At 39.7% G+C, this 15,811-nt stretch carries 17 protein-coding genes; 4 read left to right on the top strand and 13 right to left on the bottom strand.

Annotation, left to right across the window (positions count from 1 at the left end):
- Positions 1 to 37: 37 nt before the first annotated feature.
- From HWV58_RS19255 to HWV58_RS19270, 4 genes are all read left to right on the top strand, one after another.
- Positions 38 to 508, top strand: coding sequence for a hypothetical protein (locus HWV58_RS19255; RefSeq protein WP_175635654.1), 471 nt, complete (start codon positions 38 to 40; stop codon positions 506 to 508).
- A gap of 67 nt (positions 509 to 575) precedes the next feature.
- Entirely contained in the window at positions 576 to 1,571 is a 996-nt protein-coding gene (locus HWV58_RS19260) for a fumarylacetoacetate hydrolase family protein (protein ID WP_175635655.1), read from the top strand.
- Positions 1,572 to 1,827: 256 nt separating this feature from the next.
- Positions 1,828 to 2,715, top strand: coding sequence for a flavin reductase family protein (locus HWV58_RS19265; protein ID WP_175635656.1), 888 nt, complete (start codon positions 1,828 to 1,830; stop codon positions 2,713 to 2,715).
- Positions 2,716 to 2,736: 21 nt separating this feature from the next.
- A complete protein-coding gene (locus HWV58_RS19270) occupies positions 2,737 to 3,342 on the top strand; it encodes a YdeI/OmpD-associated family protein (RefSeq protein WP_175635657.1) in 606 nt (201 codons plus the stop codon).
- 131 nt (positions 3,343 to 3,473) lie between these two features.
- Here HWV58_RS19270 and HWV58_RS19275 read toward each other — a convergent pair whose 3' ends face one another.
- The 13 genes from HWV58_RS19275 to HWV58_RS19335 all read right to left on the bottom strand — a co-directional run bounded on the left by HWV58_RS19275 (position 3,474) and on the right by HWV58_RS19335 (position 15,525).
- Positions 3,474 to 4,019 (bottom strand): C40 family peptidase, encoded by a 546-nt coding sequence (locus HWV58_RS19275; protein ID WP_175635658.1) that lies wholly within the window; start codon positions 4,017 to 4,019, stop codon positions 3,474 to 3,476.
- A gap of 116 nt (positions 4,020 to 4,135) precedes the next feature.
- The gene (locus tag HWV58_RS19280) at positions 4,136 to 4,510 is read right to left on the bottom strand and encodes a DUF4870 domain-containing protein (protein ID WP_175635659.1); all 375 of its coding nucleotides are present in this window, start codon (positions 4,508 to 4,510) and stop codon (positions 4,136 to 4,138) included.
- Positions 4,511 to 4,551: 41 nt separating this feature from the next.
- The gene (locus tag HWV58_RS19285) at positions 4,552 to 5,253 is read right to left on the bottom strand and encodes an SDR family oxidoreductase (RefSeq protein WP_175635660.1); all 702 of its coding nucleotides are present in this window, start codon (positions 5,251 to 5,253) and stop codon (positions 4,552 to 4,554) included.
- A 231-nt stretch (positions 5,254 to 5,484) separates the two neighbouring features.
- Positions 5,485 to 7,266, bottom strand: coding sequence for an aromatic amino acid hydroxylase (locus HWV58_RS19290; RefSeq protein ID WP_175635661.1), 1,782 nt, complete (start codon positions 7,264 to 7,266; stop codon positions 5,485 to 5,487).
- Positions 7,267 to 7,544: 278 nt separating this feature from the next.
- Positions 7,545 to 8,057, bottom strand: coding sequence for a GtrA family protein (locus HWV58_RS19295; RefSeq protein WP_175635662.1), 513 nt, complete (start codon positions 8,055 to 8,057; stop codon positions 7,545 to 7,547).
- A 114-nt stretch (positions 8,058 to 8,171) separates the two neighbouring features.
- Positions 8,172 to 8,897, bottom strand: coding sequence for a CAP domain-containing protein (locus tag HWV58_RS19300; RefSeq protein WP_235972771.1), 726 nt, complete (start codon positions 8,895 to 8,897; stop codon positions 8,172 to 8,174).
- A gap of 118 nt (positions 8,898 to 9,015) precedes the next feature.
- Positions 9,016 to 9,780 (bottom strand): SDR family NAD(P)-dependent oxidoreductase, encoded by a 765-nt coding sequence (locus HWV58_RS19305; protein WP_175635663.1) that lies wholly within the window; start codon positions 9,778 to 9,780, stop codon positions 9,016 to 9,018.
- Positions 9,781 to 9,846: 66 nt separating this feature from the next.
- Entirely contained in the window at positions 9,847 to 10,251 is a 405-nt protein-coding gene (locus HWV58_RS19310) for a helix-turn-helix domain-containing protein (protein WP_175635664.1), read from the bottom strand.
- An 87-nt stretch (positions 10,252 to 10,338) separates the two neighbouring features.
- Positions 10,339 to 11,184, bottom strand: a complete 846-nt coding sequence (locus HWV58_RS19315; RefSeq protein ID WP_175635665.1) for a ThuA domain-containing protein — start codon at positions 11,182 to 11,184, stop codon at positions 10,339 to 10,341.
- A 183-nt stretch (positions 11,185 to 11,367) separates the two neighbouring features.
- On the bottom strand, positions 11,368 to 12,240 hold the full coding sequence (locus tag HWV58_RS19320) for a DUF6252 family protein (RefSeq protein WP_175635666.1): 873 nt from the start codon (positions 12,238 to 12,240) through the stop codon (positions 11,368 to 11,370).
- A 53-nt stretch (positions 12,241 to 12,293) separates the two neighbouring features.
- A complete protein-coding gene (locus tag HWV58_RS19325; RefSeq protein ID WP_175635667.1) occupies positions 12,294 to 12,971 on the bottom strand; it encodes a 2'-5' RNA ligase family protein in 678 nt (225 codons plus the stop codon).
- A gap of 25 nt (positions 12,972 to 12,996) precedes the next feature.
- Positions 12,997 to 13,590 (bottom strand): hypothetical protein, encoded by a 594-nt coding sequence (locus tag HWV58_RS19330; protein WP_175635668.1) that lies wholly within the window; start codon positions 13,588 to 13,590, stop codon positions 12,997 to 12,999.
- A 291-nt stretch (positions 13,591 to 13,881) separates the two neighbouring features.
- Complete coding sequence (locus HWV58_RS19335; RefSeq protein ID WP_175635669.1) at positions 13,882 to 15,525, bottom strand: glycine--tRNA ligase; 1,644 nt, start codon at positions 15,523 to 15,525, stop codon at positions 13,882 to 13,884.
- Positions 15,526 to 15,811: the final 286 nt, after the last annotated feature.

The raw sequence follows: 15,811 nt of genomic DNA on the forward strand, positions 1-15,811 counted from the left end.
TTAATTACCTTTAATTACACAACAAATTATCCCGCACATGAAATTTATCTTTACGATCCTATGCTGTCTGGCCTTTGGCTATGGTGGTTTTGCGCAACAACAGCAGTTAACACCAAAAGCCAAATATAAAATCAAAATAGTAGATCGTAAAGGGAAGGTAACCCGTGGATTGTTTTATGCAGCCTACGATGATGGGCTAACTGTAATTAAAAACCGGAGAGATACTGTGAAGTTAAGTGCCGATAGTATTAGCGCGCTTTACATTCATCGACGGGGGATTGTTGGTCCACTGGCACTGGCTGGTGGTTTAACCTTTTTTGTTATTGCAGTACAGAGCGAAAAACTGGTCGAATCGGTTGTGCTTATTGCAGCAGGCGTACCTGCCGGTGTAGCCGGAGGCCTGTTAATTGGTGAACTTTTATCCAACAAAAAATTCTATAAACAACTGCAGGCAAAAGATTTTCCGCTAATCAAACCAAACCTTCAAAAATATACGGTGTTAAAATAATAACGCTTAAATTTTATTTTGAGCAGCCTAATTGCTTAGCTTTGCCGGGTATTTAACCAAATGATATATGAAATTAGTATCCTATAAAACCGAAGACAGAGAGCATCTTGGCGTGTTTGTAAACGGACATATTTATAATCTGAACAGCTGCGATAAGCTATTGCCGGATAATATGAACGAATTTTTGCAAGGTGGTGAAGTGTTAATGGAAAGGGCCAAAAGGATAGACGACCAGATAAAAGAAGGGAGTTTACAGGCCAAGGAAGAAATTTTTTATGAGCTTTTAGCACCTGTTCCACATCCTGCCAGCTGCCGTGATGGATACGCTTTCAGACAGCATGTTGCTGCCGCACGCCGGAACAGAAAGGTTGATATGATTCCGCAGTTTGATGAATATCCGATCTTCTATTTTACTAACCATAATGCCATACAGGGTACAGGCGAAATTGAATGTATGCCCGATCATTTTGATAAACTCGATTTTGAACTTGAAATTGCCGTTGTAATTGGTAAAAAGGGAAGGAATATAACTGCAGCTGAGGCCGATAGTTACATCGCCGGTTATATGGTAATGAACGATATGAGTGCCCGTACGCTACAGATGGAAGAAATGCTCTTAAACTTAGGCCCGGCCAAAGGGAAAGATTTTTCGACGGTTATTGGCCCCTGGCTGGTAACACCAGATGAGTTATTACAATATAAAGTACCTGCAAAGGAAGGTCACGTGGGTAATGCTTACGATTTAAAAATGACCTGCAGGGTAAATGGTATCGAAGTTTCGAGAGGAAATGCAGCAGATATGGACTGGACTTTCGCCGAAATTATAGAGCGTTGTGCCTACGGTGTAGATATTCTTCCTGGGGATGTAATTGGCTCGGGTACAGTAGGTACAGGCTGTTTCTTAGAATTAAACGGCACTGGTTTGCTTAACGATCCAAACTACAAAGTACAATGGTTACAACCGGGCGATGTAGTCGAAATGGAAATTACCGGATTAGGCGCTTTAACCAACAACATCACGAAAGCAGATACGGATTTTTCGATACTGGCGCTGAAGAAGTAAGATAACTTTTTGGTGTTATATCACCTTAATAACTGAGGTTGTATCGAGGTGGTTGTTATCCATAATTCAGTTCTTGATCTAATTACAAGGGATCGTCATCTCGACTGAAGCGCAGCGTAATGGAGAGATCTATTATAGATTTAGCTTCGCTGAGCACTTTGTGGTTCTCGGTTGCGTTGCACTCCACTCGAAATGACGACTTTTGCGAGTTGTAATCTCCGTTTAAATTTTTCTTCTCTATATTAAATTACCTCCAGTGCTATCACTTAACACACAAGATTTAACCCCCATACAACTGCAAAATTACCTGCAGTATGCCATTGCACCGCGGCCAATTTGCTTTGCCTCAACTATCGATGCCGAAGGGAATATTAATTTAAGTCCTTTCAGTTTCTTTAATATGTTTAGCACCAACCCACCGATTTGTGTTTTTTCACCTTCGAGGCGTGTACGTGATAATACGACCAAGCATACTTTAGAAAATGTGCTCGAAGTGAAGGAGTGTGTAATCAATATCGTTAACTATGATATGGTGCAGCAGATGAGTTTAGCCAGCACCGAGTATGCAAAAGGGGTAAACGAATTTGAAAAGGCTGGCTTTACCATGCTAAAATCTGATTTGGTACAACCACCACGTGTGGCTGAAGCACCGGTTCAGTTCGAATGTGTAGTAAATGAAGTTATTCCGCTGGGCGATAGCCATGGTGCCGGAAACCTCATTCTGGCCGAAATAAAACGCATTCACATTAGCGAAGACATTTTAGATGCAGAGGGTAAAATAGACCAGCAGAAAATAGATTTGGTAGCTCGTTTGGGTGGCGACTGGTATTGCAGGGTAACCAGCGATAATTTGTTTAAAGTGGCCAAGCCCCTGGCTAAATTGGGTATTGGTGTAGACCGTTTGCCGCAGGCTGTGCGCTATTCGAAAGTACTAACCGGTAACGATTTAGGTATGTTGGGAAATGTAGAGGTTTTACCGGGCGATGAAGAGATTGATCTGATTAGCACCAATCCGGAAGTGAAAGAAGTGCTTGATGCCACCATCGGTGATGCTACAAACCGGGAAAGGGAATTACACGAGCTGGCCAAAAAGTTTTTAAATAATGGGGAAGTAGAGCTTGCATTAAAGATTGTTTTGCTTTAAATTTATTAAAGACTTAAAGCTATGCATACAATTGTTCAGGTAGACCAGTACATTATTAAATCGGCCGAATTTGCGATTCCGATTTTGGATCATTTGCGCAATCTGGTGCGCAAGGCCGATGCCCGCATTGAAGAAAAAATAAAATGGGGCATGCCCAGTTTCGATTATAAAGGTATTGTATGCCAGATGGCGGCGTTTAAGCAACATTGCGTTTTCGGTTTTTGGAAAGCGTCTATAATGGAAGATGAGTATGGTATTTTCAAAGATAGAGGGGAAGCCATGGGTGGTTTGGGCAGAATAACTTCTTTTGATGATTTGCCGGCAGATGAAATCCTGATTGCCTACATCCAGCAAGCCATTCAGTTAAATGAAGATAACGTTAAACTACCTGCGAAGCCAAAAGCGGCTGAAAAAAAAGAACTGATTGTACCTGAATATTTTATCGATGCTTTAAAAGAAGATCCTAAAGCATTGGCTGTTTTTCAGAATTTTAGTCCATCAAACAAAAAAGATTATGTTGTGTGGTTCGAAGAGGCCAAAACTGAAGCAACCCGCTTAAAAAGACTGGAAACCGCTATTGAATGGATAGGAGAGGGTAAAAGCCGGATGTGGAAATACCAAAAGTAATTCTTTGAAGAGAGGTTAAAGGTTAGAAGGATTGAAGGATTGAAGGTTGGAATGTTGGAAGGACCGAATAACCGAACGATGTTTTAAAGTCCTGTTTCATTCACTCATTCAAAATTCACTCATTTAATTATTTAAAGTATACTCACCACTTTCATGAAACGGTTTTTGTAGTGTCCGTTAAAATCGGTAATGGTTACGCCGCGTGCTTTGCCCGATGAGGCGTGAATAAATTTGATTCCATTTTCATCAATCGAATAAATAATGCCTACATGGCCAATTCTTCTAATCCTCGAGTTACTGCCAGTAAATATCATTACATCGCCAACTTTAGCATTTTCGAGTGTAGTTTCTGTTCCGGTATAGCTAAATTCTCTTGATGAACGGGGTACCTTAAAACCAAAATTGCTGAATACATAGCTCACAAAACCCGAGCAATCGAAACCAACTTTTGGGTTACTGGTTGCATATCGGTAAGGAATGCCGAGCATACTTTTGGCAAAATCGATTAAACTTTCGGTTTGTTTCTCTGGAGCTTTATTTGTTGTTTTACCCTCGTTCGGGAGACTGGCAACCAGCTTTTTAACCAACTCCTGGTATTGGGCTGGTATTACTGTTTGGGCTTTTCCTGCGGTAGCAGACAAAATGAAAAACAAAATCGGGACTATTATTTTTTTCATAGGCTGGAGCCAAAGATATAAAAAATATCCAAAGCGCATTAAAATGTTGAAAATGAGCAGAAACAAAAAAAGTCTGAACAATTTGTCCAGACCCTGATTAATTATATTTGGTTTTGTTATATACCCGGGAACATGGTTTGCGCTCTATCGCCAATTAAGGGAATGGCTTTTTTCTCCCCTTGTGCAGCTCCGATTAAGCCAATTAGCCACAATACAAAAAGGCCGATTTGTATTATGCGGACGATGTAATAACCTACCTCGAAACCCGTGGTAAACAATACGGGGATTAAAAATAAACTTAAACCCCAGCTCAATACGGTCGATACCAGATGAAATAACAGGGTTTGCTTTAAATGATATCTGCTCAATTCGGTCTGGTTATCTTTATACATGGCAAAATAGGCTATGAGCCAGCCAATAAACCAGAAATAGCTTACTATTGCCGCGCTTTTTCCACTGTCGGCTGTTTTAAAGGGAGAATTTGTTTCCATAGTTTTTTAGATTTTAATGTAAATTACTAAAAAATAACAACTTATGGTGTGGTTACTGCAACTGGTAGTATTTTTCCGTTAAAGAATTTGTGTCCGGTTTTTGCAAAATCGCATACATATTTACCCATTTCGAAAGCCATAACCGGACTTTGGTAACCCGGAAAAGCTGCTTCGAGCATTTCGGTTTGTGCAGAGCCCAAAGCCAGGCAATTAATTTTTATACCTGTTTCGGCCAGTTCGAAAGCTAAACATTCGGTTAAAGTGTGTAATGCTGCTTTACTGGCTGAGTAAGCCGAAAGCCCTGGGAATTTAACACTGCCCTGGAAACCGCCCATGCTGCCAATGTTTACAATATGGCTTCCGCTTTGCATTAATGGGAGCACATTTTGTATCATCCTGAAATGTGAAATTACATTGCTTTGCAGCATTTCGCCCAAATCAACCTCAGTGGTTTCTAAAAAGGGTTTGTTAACCAAAGCACCAGCGTTGTTAACCAGGATGTCGACGTGGCCTAAACGTTCTTTTAAAAAGGGAATCAATGCTGCATAATCATCATTTACAATATCAAACTCAACAGGCAAAAGGGTACAGTCGGGGTTAATACCTCTCGCAATTTCTAAAAGTTTACGCAACTTATCTGCCGAACGGGCTATGGCAACAATTTTATTCTCTTTCTGTAAGGTAAATTCTAAAGCAGCTTCGAAACCGATACCACTACTTGCACCTGTAATTATAATGTTCATGAGGAAATATTAATGGTTGTAATGAAAATTCAAAGGTATTAAAAAACCTGATTTAGCATTCTTGTTCTCTAAATGATTGGTATTTTAAGTTTGATGGCTAAACACTTTAGGAAATCGTCATTCCCAACGTGATTGGGAATCTTAACCTATCACACAGCAGGCATTAAGATTCCCGCTTTCGCGGGAATGACATAGCGAAAAATGAATCCACGCCTAAAATTCAAAATCTGCCTAGTCTTCAATAATCAACTGGCTAACCGGATTCTTAATTACATGCAAGCCATCGTTAATTAATTTAGTGTGATCTGGCTCCTTACCGGCTTTAATTTCCAAATAAACCTGAATTTCTTTCTCTAGCTGATGATAGATCTTTTTGTGGTAAACAATTTCGAGTACCTCTAAAGCGCACAGCCAATCTTGCCTGTGGTTTAGCTTTAATTCATTAAAAATATGAGCTAGCTGGTCCGAATTTTCGCCATTTTCGCGTATTGTACGAACGGTTTTATAAAGTTCGTGCAGCTTTAGTGTTTTAGCATCGTAGGTAATTTGATGTGTTTTTTCTTCACTGATCAGAGTGATGGCTTCGTAGGCATCTTTATCTGCAGCACCATTAAATACAGAGGTAATTTTAGCGCCGACAGCCATATCGTAAGTACCCCACTCAGGCCTGAACAAAACATTTCCATTACTTTCGGTAACGGTACAATCGCTAAAGGCAATTAAAATAACTTTATTGTTCTCTTTTAAAACCGCTTTAACGCGGCCCACAACTTTAATTCCGCTATCAAAAAGCAGTTCGGTTTGGTTGCCAATAATTATTCCGGCACTTTCCAGATCTACAGCACTAAAATCTTCTAAAAGCTGATTAGTATTTTTAAGCTTGCCTACCGGCGATGAAAAACCATCGGCATGGTAGTCTTTGCCATGCCCATCGAGCTGTTTACCATTAAAAGCCAGGGCCGATGGACCTGTTGTTTTAATAAAGGTAACTTCATCATCAGGGTTTATGCCCATATCGGTAAAAATACCACTCACCTGTAAGCCTGAACTGTATTCGGCAGTTGCCACATTTTTGCAGGCGATGGCTTTCATGATACTTTCAGATCCACCACGCCTAAAAGCCATGGTATTGGCAAATTGTTCTAAAACATCGATCAGGTTTTGAAAGGTTTCGGTAACAAAAAGTTGCGGCTGGGGCTTGGTAATATCGTACTGATAATTAACCGTATCGATATTGTACCACAGTTTTTCTACATCTTTGTGCATGCAGGTAGCGCTTTCGCCAATTGATGAAAGTAAGCCGGCCCCATAAATTTTAGGGTTTTCTAAAGTGCCAATCAGGCCGTATTCAACCGTCCACCAGTGCAGGCGGCCTAAAAGTGCCATTTCTGAAGGCTCACCCATATTCTCGCTAATATAGCGCAGGTTTTTTTCGGCCTTAGCAATTTCAGCTGCATCTACATCTACCGCTTCTTTTAAAATGGAAAGCTTCCTAATGGCCTCGTAAAGTTCAAAATCTTTGGCCGAAAACATGGCTTTTGCACCGATTGACCCAAAATAGCTGAGGTAATTGTTATAATCGGTATCGGCAATAATTGGCGCATGACCAGCACTTTCGTGTATAATATCGGGTGCGGGCGTATATTCAATGTGGTTAATCTGGCGGATATCGGCAGCAATAACCAGCACCCGGTAAGCCTGATACTCCATAAAAGCTGCAGGTGGGATAAAACCATCTACGGTAACTGCTCCCCAGCCAATTTTACCCAGGTTATCGTTCATGGTTTGCAAATCGGGGATATGCTCAATGCTTAAACCCGCCCTTTGAAGGCCCTTTATGTAGGGGTAATAAGCCACGTTTTTAAGGTAACTGTAGTTTTGGCGCATTACGTAACGCCAAACAGCCTGATCGATAGGGGTGTACTTTTCGTAGTTCTGCGCTACAATAAATTGCTTTAAATGGTTGGGCAATTTTGCAACCTGCGCATTATTAAAATCGTTAAAATGGCTCATTGGGTTAAAGAAAATAAGTTGGTCGATAGCAAAGTTAGGTTGTAGTTTTTACCTAAGCAAGAAAGCTGCCGCATAAATTAACAGGTTAGGGTAATAAAGCTTTGGCTTGTCAGAATCCTGTTTTTAACGGGGTACCATAAAACAAAAATAGTTGCAGATTGGCAGTCAATTAAACCCGACTTAGTGAAAAGCCCGTAAGCCGAAGTATGAGGCGCGGACTTGTAACGGGGGCGGGACTGTAGTGACCGAAAAGTTACCAATTTGCTTTTCGTATAAAATCAGTGTTTTTTCTTTTCTTTCTTGCCTCCTAATTTTTTTACGCTAAAAGTAAAATAATGCTGATACAGGTAGCTGAAAAGGGCCATTAAAACCGATACCAAAATACGTGAAAGCACGGCAAGTGTTGGATAATCTCTTAACAACTCAAGTAAAAATTTTAAGAGTACGTAATTGGCCAGTATATTAATAAACTGGAGGTTTAAAAAACGGAACAGCTGCACCCTGCCTTTTAACTCGCTGTGTGTAAAGATGATATACTTGTTGAGTAAGAAGCTGGTTGGGATAGCGATAGAATAATCAACAAAAAGGGAAGCCGTTTCTCTTTGCACTACCAACAGGCCAAAATTTACTTCCTCGGTTTTGAAAATGAAAAAGTAGGCAAAATAATAGCTTAATATGCCCAGTAACAATGTGCCTCCACCTGTAGCTAAATACCTGAAATTATGCAGCGAAATATATTTTTTAAAAGGCGGGTAAAAAAAATCGATGAGGGCTAATATGGCTACGCGCATTGTTGTTTTTGTTGTTACGGCTGCAAAGGTAAATTAATTTTTAAATTGTAGGATTTTGCCTAAAAGTAAATTCCCTTGTTTTTAAAGACCGGGACTTTATAAAAATATTAAATTTTATTGGTTGTTGCTGTAAAAAGTAGGTTGGGCAACGAAGTCAATAACCGTACAATAATTAAAGGATGGATGAGGCTGTATACTAACGCCAACGGTATTGAGTTTATATTTCTGATCTAATATATTGAAACGATGGCCTAGTGATGGCACGCCACAATCTAAAAGCAGGTGGCAAACAATATCGAGGCTTTTGCTGTAGCCAAAATCGATGTTCTCGCTCATGGCCTTGTTGGGGAAATATCTGGACAGGCGTTTGGAAAATTTATCGCCGTTGCTGCTTTCGTGGGTGTCGAGGTTGTTCCGGTTTAAATCGGCAGCGTGGCCACGGCTTAACGCGGTTAGCCTCTCATCGGGGTAAAACATGGGCAGGTTTTTAATGCCCTGCAGGTGTTTGTATAATGAAGTGTAGTAAGTGTTTGTACGCGTTATTTTTAGCTGATTGTAATTGCGGTATTGCCTTACATTAGCATTGTATTTATTGATATAATCTTCTAAAAAGGTATTGTAAAACCGTGGGCCATCCAGGCGAATGAGATTCATTAACAGGATTACGTTTTTTTCTTCGTTAGTGAGGTAGCTGGCATTTACAGCAGTATTGGCCTTTCTGATTTCGGGATCCGACCATTCCTGAGCCGAAACTTTGTTGTAGGATAAAATAGATAATAACAGGGCTAAAAAAAGGCGGTGCATCCAGGTATGTTTGTCTTTGTATGTGGATAACGCCAATTGAAACCTTTTATTTTCTGGAAGCAGAAATTTAAAACAAATTTAACCGCAAAGGGAATGACATGGTAGGAGCTGTTTGCTTAAGCAGCCATATACTTTGCGGTTAAAATATCAGGGTTTATAAAAACATACCACCCGATGCTTCAATGCGTTGGGCGTTAATCCAGCATGCATCTTCGGTACATAAGAAGGCTATAATGCCACCAATATCATCGGGTAAGCCCACTCGGCCTAATGCGGTGTTGGCGGCAATACCTGCATTTAACTGTTCATTATCGCGTACTACGCCACCACCGAAATCAGTTTCTATTGCACCTGGCGCAACAATATTCGATCTGATACCCCTGGCACCTAATTCTTTAGCCTGGTATTTGGTTAAAGTTTCCATTGCGCCTTTCATTGAGGCGTAGGCGGCGTAACCGGGCGTTGAGAAACGGGCGAGTCCGCTTGATATGTTAATAATGCCTCCGCCATTGTTTAAAACCGGAAGTGTTTTCTGAGTTAAAAAGAATGGCCCTTTAAACTGGATATCAACTAAGGTATCGAACTGTTCTTCGGTGGTTTCGGCAAAGGAGGCATGGATGCCAATACCGGCATTGTTGATTAAGAAATCAAATTTATCGGCATTAAAGGTGTTTTTTAGGATTGCTTTAACCTCTGCTACAAAACTATCGAAGCTTTTGACATCAGCTACATTGAGCTGTAATGCTGCGGCCTTTACCCCAAGCTGCTTAATTTCTGCTACGGTATTTTCGGCTTCTTCTTTTTTAGATTGATAGGTAAGAATTACATTTATCCCTTTTTCTGCGATTTTTAAGGCCGCATTTTTTCCCAGTCCGCGGCTGCCACCGGTTACCAGAGCAATTTTATTTTGTTTTTCCATCTTTCTTTTAATTGGTTAAACAAAATTAGATCGAAAAGTGCTGAAAAAATGGTGACAGTTTAAGTTTTATATGGTGACAATTTCCTTATTTGCCAGCGAACTGAAATAAGCTTCGCGGTATTGTTTAGGCGTTTGACCAGAAAAATGCTTGAAAAATTTAGTGAAATTAGATGGGTCGTAGGTTAAGGTACGTGCAATTTCGGCAATGGGCATACTGATATTCTGGAGCATTGATTTCGAAATATCCATTAAACGCTCTTCGAAAAAATAACAGGGCGAATGGCCCGTGGCCGATTTAATGGTATTGCTTAAATGCGTGGGATGCACATGGATCAGCTCAGCAAAATCTCTCACCTCGAACATTTCTGTAACGCGGCCTGATACCACATCATCAAGATGCTTATCTAATTCTTTTAAGAAATCGGCAGCAATTTCGTGTTGGCGGGCAAAAAACTTTTGTGGAATTTTCATCTCCTGGCAATTGGTATAAACAAATATAATATTGCGGCCAGCAAATCGGAAATTTGCTTTATCCTTAAAACTTTTATGACCTCCTGATTATTTTATTTTTTTACCGCTACCTAGCCAAATCAGGCTGTTTAAAATCATTTGGTTCTGGTTATCATTTTCAAAAGTAAAGGATAGTGTTTTGTTGGTTTTATCGTATTTGTGTTCGTAATCCATGTCGTTATGCCCCATGTTTACATAAACCATTTTGTAGTTCTTGTTGCTCCATGCTACCGGATAATAACCATTGTGCCAAATTTCGTGCGCTTTAGGGCCTGTGCCCAGCGGGAAACTGGTAGAATCGATTGCCAGCAGGATTTGTATGTCGGGATTTTTACGCAGGTCGTTCTGCCACCTGTACCATTCGTTGGGTTGCGATTTAAAGGTTTGCGGCAGATTTTTGGTAACCGGATGTTTCCTGTTTTCTACACGGAGTACTGCCGAAGTTGGTCGCCAGGTATTGCTACCATAACCACCCGAGCCTAAAAAAGTGTTGTGGTACCAATCCCAGTTTTGATCGAAAGCAGATTTAGCCAATGCAAAGGCCGAAAAATGAAAGCCCATCCAGCCGCCACTGTTTTCCATATATTTTTGGAAAGCTTCGCGTTGTTCTGCTTTCTCTGGGCGGGTATCCAGAAACAGAACTACTTGATATTTAGCCAGGAAAGCCGCATTTAAATTATCCCAGTTAGCAGTAGAATCGTAACTGAAATGATATTTGTCGGCCATTTTCGGAAACCACTTATTGGCCTCATGTACAAAGCTGATATGTGCCAGATCGCTTTTTGCGGTATAAAACGCAATTACCCTGAATTTAGGTTTATGCTGTGCATGTAGCATTACTGTGCCCAGCACGATTAATAAAAAAGTAAGTATTGGTTTCTTGAAGCGATGCATTTGGTTAGATTATCTGTCTAAATTAACAAAGCATCTTTAAATTAAATGAATTGAAGCTAGCCATAAAACCAAAATGTGGATTGAAAAGGCGTTCAAACGATTGATAAATTTTGATTAGCTTATCTTGTATCTTTTCAAAACTCTTAACCGCTGATCTTTGATCAACGGCTAAGAGTTTTGCAATTACAATTTAGTAAATGGTAAATCAAAAGTGCCCTCAGTAACATCTACTGATGTGTTGATCGTACCATCCTCGTTAGGTGCTTTAAATGCAAATGTTCCTTTTAATTTGTTACCCGCTTCACTTGTAATAACTAAAGTGCCACTTGCAGCAGCAAATGAGCCGGTAGGACTTTGATCTTTCATGTAAACGCCGGTTCCATCGTTTGCCAAATCGTAAGTGCCTGGGCCATTATACCCAATAACAGAAAGTATCAGGCGCTTATCGCCATTGATGGTTGTAATTGTGAGTAATTTACCAAGAGGAGAAGTTATAGATGATGCTTCGCCGGTAAAGCCAATTTTGGTTCCGTCTATTTTAGCGCTTAAATTATTTGTACTGTTATTGGTTTCGGGTAGTTTAACTGGTACCAGGCTAATGCTAAACTGACCATCGGTAATGGTTTTGCTTGCTAAAGCGGCTATGTTTTCTCCTTTAAATTCGAAAGACCCTTTAATGTATTTATCGGCTAAGTAGCTGGTTACTTTTATGGTTCCGGCCGAAGTACCGTAGTAGGCATCTTGCAAACCTGCAGTACCTTCCATGTAAGTTGCAATATTATGGTCAGCTACTTTATAGGTACCTATTCCTTTAAAATCATCGATAGTTAAACCGAAACCTTTTAAATCTTTGTTACCTATTAGTTGAACGGTAGTTTTGTTATCTAGGGTGTAAAATTGTGCGGTGGCAAATGTGCATTGCAATAAATTGCCGTCGATTTTGCCGCTCATGGTTGATAAATCCCATTCAGGGTGGTAATCGATTTCTTTTTTACAAGATGAGGTAACGAATAGGCAAAATACTGCCAGTAATGCGAATTTGAAAGCTAATTTCACGAGTGCTAATTTGAAAGGTTAATTGGTTAAGGGGCAAAGATATAGAATTTATGCTATATGGTAAATAGGTGCAGTTTTTTAACAAACCTTTCGCGCTGATACCAGTCGTTGTATACCAGTTCGACTTGCTTTACTTCAAAGGTTCCAAAATCAAAATCCCGGTATTTTTCCAGAAGGTTAACCAATGCCGCCGGATTTTGCAACGGTTTTCGAAAGCGAACAATGGTGGCATGTGCCGTTTGGATAGCGTATCGCTTATCGATGCTTTGCTGTAAATCAGAATTTTTGAATGAAACTCTTAAATCGTCACGAATCTGGTTCAACGTTTCGGTTAAAAAGCCCTGTACTAAAACGCACGATGGTGAAGCTGTGAGCCCTTTGAACTGAATTTTGAAGCCTTTATGCCGGGTTAAAACCTCCTGTACCAGGTTAATGTAATCCTGTACACGAATATCATTTAAATCGAAACCTGTATAGCAGGAAATGATAGACATTAAGGTAATATGGATATCGCTGTTCTGGTAAAAATACTGATCGGGCTCAATTGCTTTTACCTCAGCCAAAAATTGCTGGATTTGGGTATTTGTTGCCAAATCAGGTCTGATCACCAGGGTAATGCCCAGGCGCTTGTCTGTTTCATCATCAATTAACGGATCTATTTCGTATTTACCTACAGCAATTTTTGTAATAGCATCTGTGTAAAGTTTATTGTAGTGTTCGTTTAAATTCATTTTCTCTTGCTATTGCCTCAACCCATTACAAATCAAGTGCACCAATAAAACTTTCATTACCCTTTTCAAATGGATAGAAATAGTACACCAGATATTGTTTTATTTTTTTTGGTATCGACTTTTTGGTTGTATCGTTATTTTTAAGCTTGTTTTCAATGCAGGCTACAAATTCTTTAGCCAGTTTTTTATTTTTGAAATCTCTAACAGGTTTAACATCTGTTACAGACAGATCTTCATTTACAACATATTCATAAATGGTAAAATCTTTATGATCTCCAGCAAAACCTTTTAGGTTTTTTAAACATTCACCTGGCAAGGAAATTCTTAAACGTGTTTTATCCGCAGGAGTCAGTTTTTTATTCCTGAAAAATTTTAAAACATCAAGTTTCAGTTTAATCGAATTTTTATGTTTCTGATCTAAACCAGGATATGTTTTTAAATCAAATTCCCGATCAATCTGTTCTGATCCATCACAGTAATGAAAAGTTAACAGCTTATCATCGTTTAAAGAAGCAAAAATTAACCAGGTTGTTCCAACGGGCGTAAAAAAAGCACAGGAGGAGCCTTGGAGACTTGATATTTTCATTTTTGTTGTTCTATCCCCTTTATAAACATCCAATAATTTAACTTCTATATCATGATATTCCTTATTGACCGGATCTTGTGTTATTTTTAAAATTTTGGCAACAGCAATAAAATCACTTCTGTAAATGTTTTCAAGTAAAGTTGGCGTGGCACAACTACAGGCCATGGCCCAATTGGCCAAAAAAACAAAAATAATGGTGCAGATTTTTTTCATATAGCATAGATGAATCAGTAGTTGTAATTCCATAAAAAAGTCGCAGGAGGTAAATCCTGCGACTCATTATTTATTTAACTAAGGTGTACTTAGATGTCTCAGGTGGTAAAACTATGCTAACAAAGTTTTCCAGCTGGTAGCTTTACCAATAATATCACTTAAATCTGCAATGGCAATACGTTCTTGTTCCATACTATCGCGGTGACGGATGGTTACGGTATTGTCTTCTAAACTCTGGTGATCTACCGTGATACAGAAAGGTGTACCTACAGCATCCTGACGGCGGTAGCGTTTACCGATTGCATCTTTCTCTTCATAAATACAGTTGAAATCAAATTTCAGTGCATCCATAATTTCGCGTGCTTTTTCAGGTAAACCATCTTTTTTCGTTAATGGGAAAATAGCCACTTTATATGGAGCCAAAGCAGGGTGTAGGCGCAATAAAGTACGGCTATCCTGTTTATCTTCGGTGCTTAAATCCTGCTCTTCAAAAGCGTTGATCATGGTTAACAGGAACATGCGGTCTAAACCAATTGAAGTTTCGATTACATAAGGAACGTAATTGCCATAAGGTTTACCTTCTTCATTTAAATCGTTGTCGAAATACTGCATTTTCTTACCCGAATATTCCTGGTGTTGCGTTAAATCGAAATCCGTACGGCTATGGATACCTTCAACCTCTTTAAATCCAAACGGGAATTCGAATTCGATATCGGTTGCAGCGTTGGCATAGTGGGCCAGTTTAACGTGGTCGTGGTAGCGGTATTTCTCTGGCGCAGTACCCAAAGCCCTGTGCCATTTTAAACGTGCTTCTTTCCAGTATTCGAACCATTTTTTGTCTTCACCCGGGCGAACGAAAAACTGCATTTCCATTTGCTCGAACTCACGCATACGCATAATAAACTGACGGGCAATTACCTCGTTTCTGAAAGCCTTACCAATTTGTGCAATACCAAAAGGAATTTTCATCCTGCCTGATTTCTGCACATTCAGGAAGTTTACAAAAATACCCTGAGCCGTTTCCGGACGCAGGTACACTTCGTCACTTCCTTCGGCCATGGCACCAAACTGGGTGCTAAACATCAGGTTAAACTGGCGTACATCTGTCCAGTTAGAGGTTTTAGAAATTGGGCAGATTACTTTATAATTTACGATTAAATCTTTTAGCTGAGCCAGGTTTTCTGATTTAAGCGCCAGGTTCATTTCTACTTCCAGTGCTAAACCTTTTTTAACAAATCTCCAGCTTGCCTCTTCAACAAAAGGATATTTGGTATGATCTAAAATCGTTTCTTCATCTTTAAAGCCCGGAACCCAGGCAGCCTGGCCTTCATCGCTTAAACCCAGTATTTCTTGTTGAAACGCTTCAAATTTAGCCCGGTTCTCTTCGCTGAAGTTGGCTAATTCAGCATATAATTCATCAATTTTGTTTTCTAATAACTGATCAGCACGGTAACGTTTTTTCGAATCCTTGTTGTCAATCATCGGGTCGTTAAAACCATCTACGTGTCCGCTGGCTTTCCATACTTTAGGATGCATAAAAATTGCAGAATCGATACCTACAATGTTTTCGTGCATTTGCACCATGGCTTTCCACCAGTAAGTTTTAATGTTGTTTTTTAACTCGGCACCCAATTGGCCATAGTCGTAAACGGCACTTAAACCGTCGTATATTTCGCTGCTCTGAAATACGAAACCGTATTCTTTAGCGTGTGAGATTACATTTTTAAATTGTTCGTCGTTATTCTTTTGAGCCATAATGGAGGCAAATATAATAAAAAGGCGGAGGGTTTAAAGGTATAAGGCTTAAGGTTTTTGGACAATGGCAAAGGAAGGGTTGATTTTCGAATTTGGCAGTTTGTCGTTTCAGTAACCAGTTAACCGATTCAAACAGTTAACCATTTTTTTCCATTTGAAAAGCAATAGTCGTGCTAGTCGGTTTCTGGGCTCCTGCTTTCCGCTTTACTTCGTTACACTCGTGCCCGCTGCAATCAGGTTTAGGTGGCCAACAAGGTAAAGCTATTTATGTTTTTACTTTATCGCA

This window comes from Pedobacter ghigonis, assembly GCF_903166585.1.
Classification (GTDB): domain Bacteria; phylum Bacteroidota; class Bacteroidia; order Sphingobacteriales; family Sphingobacteriaceae; genus Pedobacter; species Pedobacter ghigonis.

Bases quoted from the DNA above. Each gene is read 5' to 3' on its own strand.
- HWV58_RS19255 (WP_175635654.1), top strand. From the start codon at position 38: ATGAAATTTATCTTTACGATCCTATGCTGTCTGGCCTTTGGCTATGGT.
- HWV58_RS19260 (WP_175635655.1), top strand. From the start codon at position 576: ATGAAATTAGTATCCTATAAAACCGAAGACAGAGAGCATCTTGGCGTG.
- HWV58_RS19270 (WP_175635657.1), top strand. From the start codon at position 2,737: ATGCATACAATTGTTCAGGTAGACCAGTACATTATTAAATCGGCCGAA.
- HWV58_RS19275 (WP_175635658.1), bottom strand. From the start codon at position 4,019: ATGAAAAAAATAATAGTCCCGATTTTGTTTTTCATTTTGTCTGCTACC.
- HWV58_RS19280 (WP_175635659.1), bottom strand. From the start codon at position 4,510: ATGGAAACAAATTCTCCCTTTAAAACAGCCGACAGTGGAAAAAGCGCG.
- HWV58_RS19285 (WP_175635660.1), bottom strand. From the start codon at position 5,253: ATGAACATTATAATTACAGGTGCAAGTAGTGGTATCGGTTTCGAAGCT.
- HWV58_RS19290 (WP_175635661.1), bottom strand. From the start codon at position 7,266: ATGAGCCATTTTAACGATTTTAATAATGCGCAGGTTGCAAAATTGCCC.
- HWV58_RS19295 (WP_175635662.1), bottom strand. From the start codon at position 8,057: ATGCGCGTAGCCATATTAGCCCTCATCGATTTTTTTTACCCGCCTTTT.
- HWV58_RS19305 (WP_175635663.1), bottom strand. From the start codon at position 9,780: ATGGAAAAACAAAATAAAATTGCTCTGGTAACCGGTGGCAGCCGCGGA.
- HWV58_RS19310 (WP_175635664.1), bottom strand. From the start codon at position 10,251: ATGAAAATTCCACAAAAGTTTTTTGCCCGCCAACACGAAATTGCTGCC.
- HWV58_RS19315 (WP_175635665.1), bottom strand. From the start codon at position 11,184: ATGCATCGCTTCAAGAAACCAATACTTACTTTTTTATTAATCGTGCTG.
- HWV58_RS19325 (WP_175635667.1), bottom strand. From the start codon at position 12,971: ATGAATTTAAACGAACACTACAATAAACTTTACACAGATGCTATTACA.
- HWV58_RS19335 (WP_175635669.1), bottom strand. From the start codon at position 15,525: ATGGCTCAAAAGAATAACGACGAACAATTTAAAAATGTAATCTCACAC.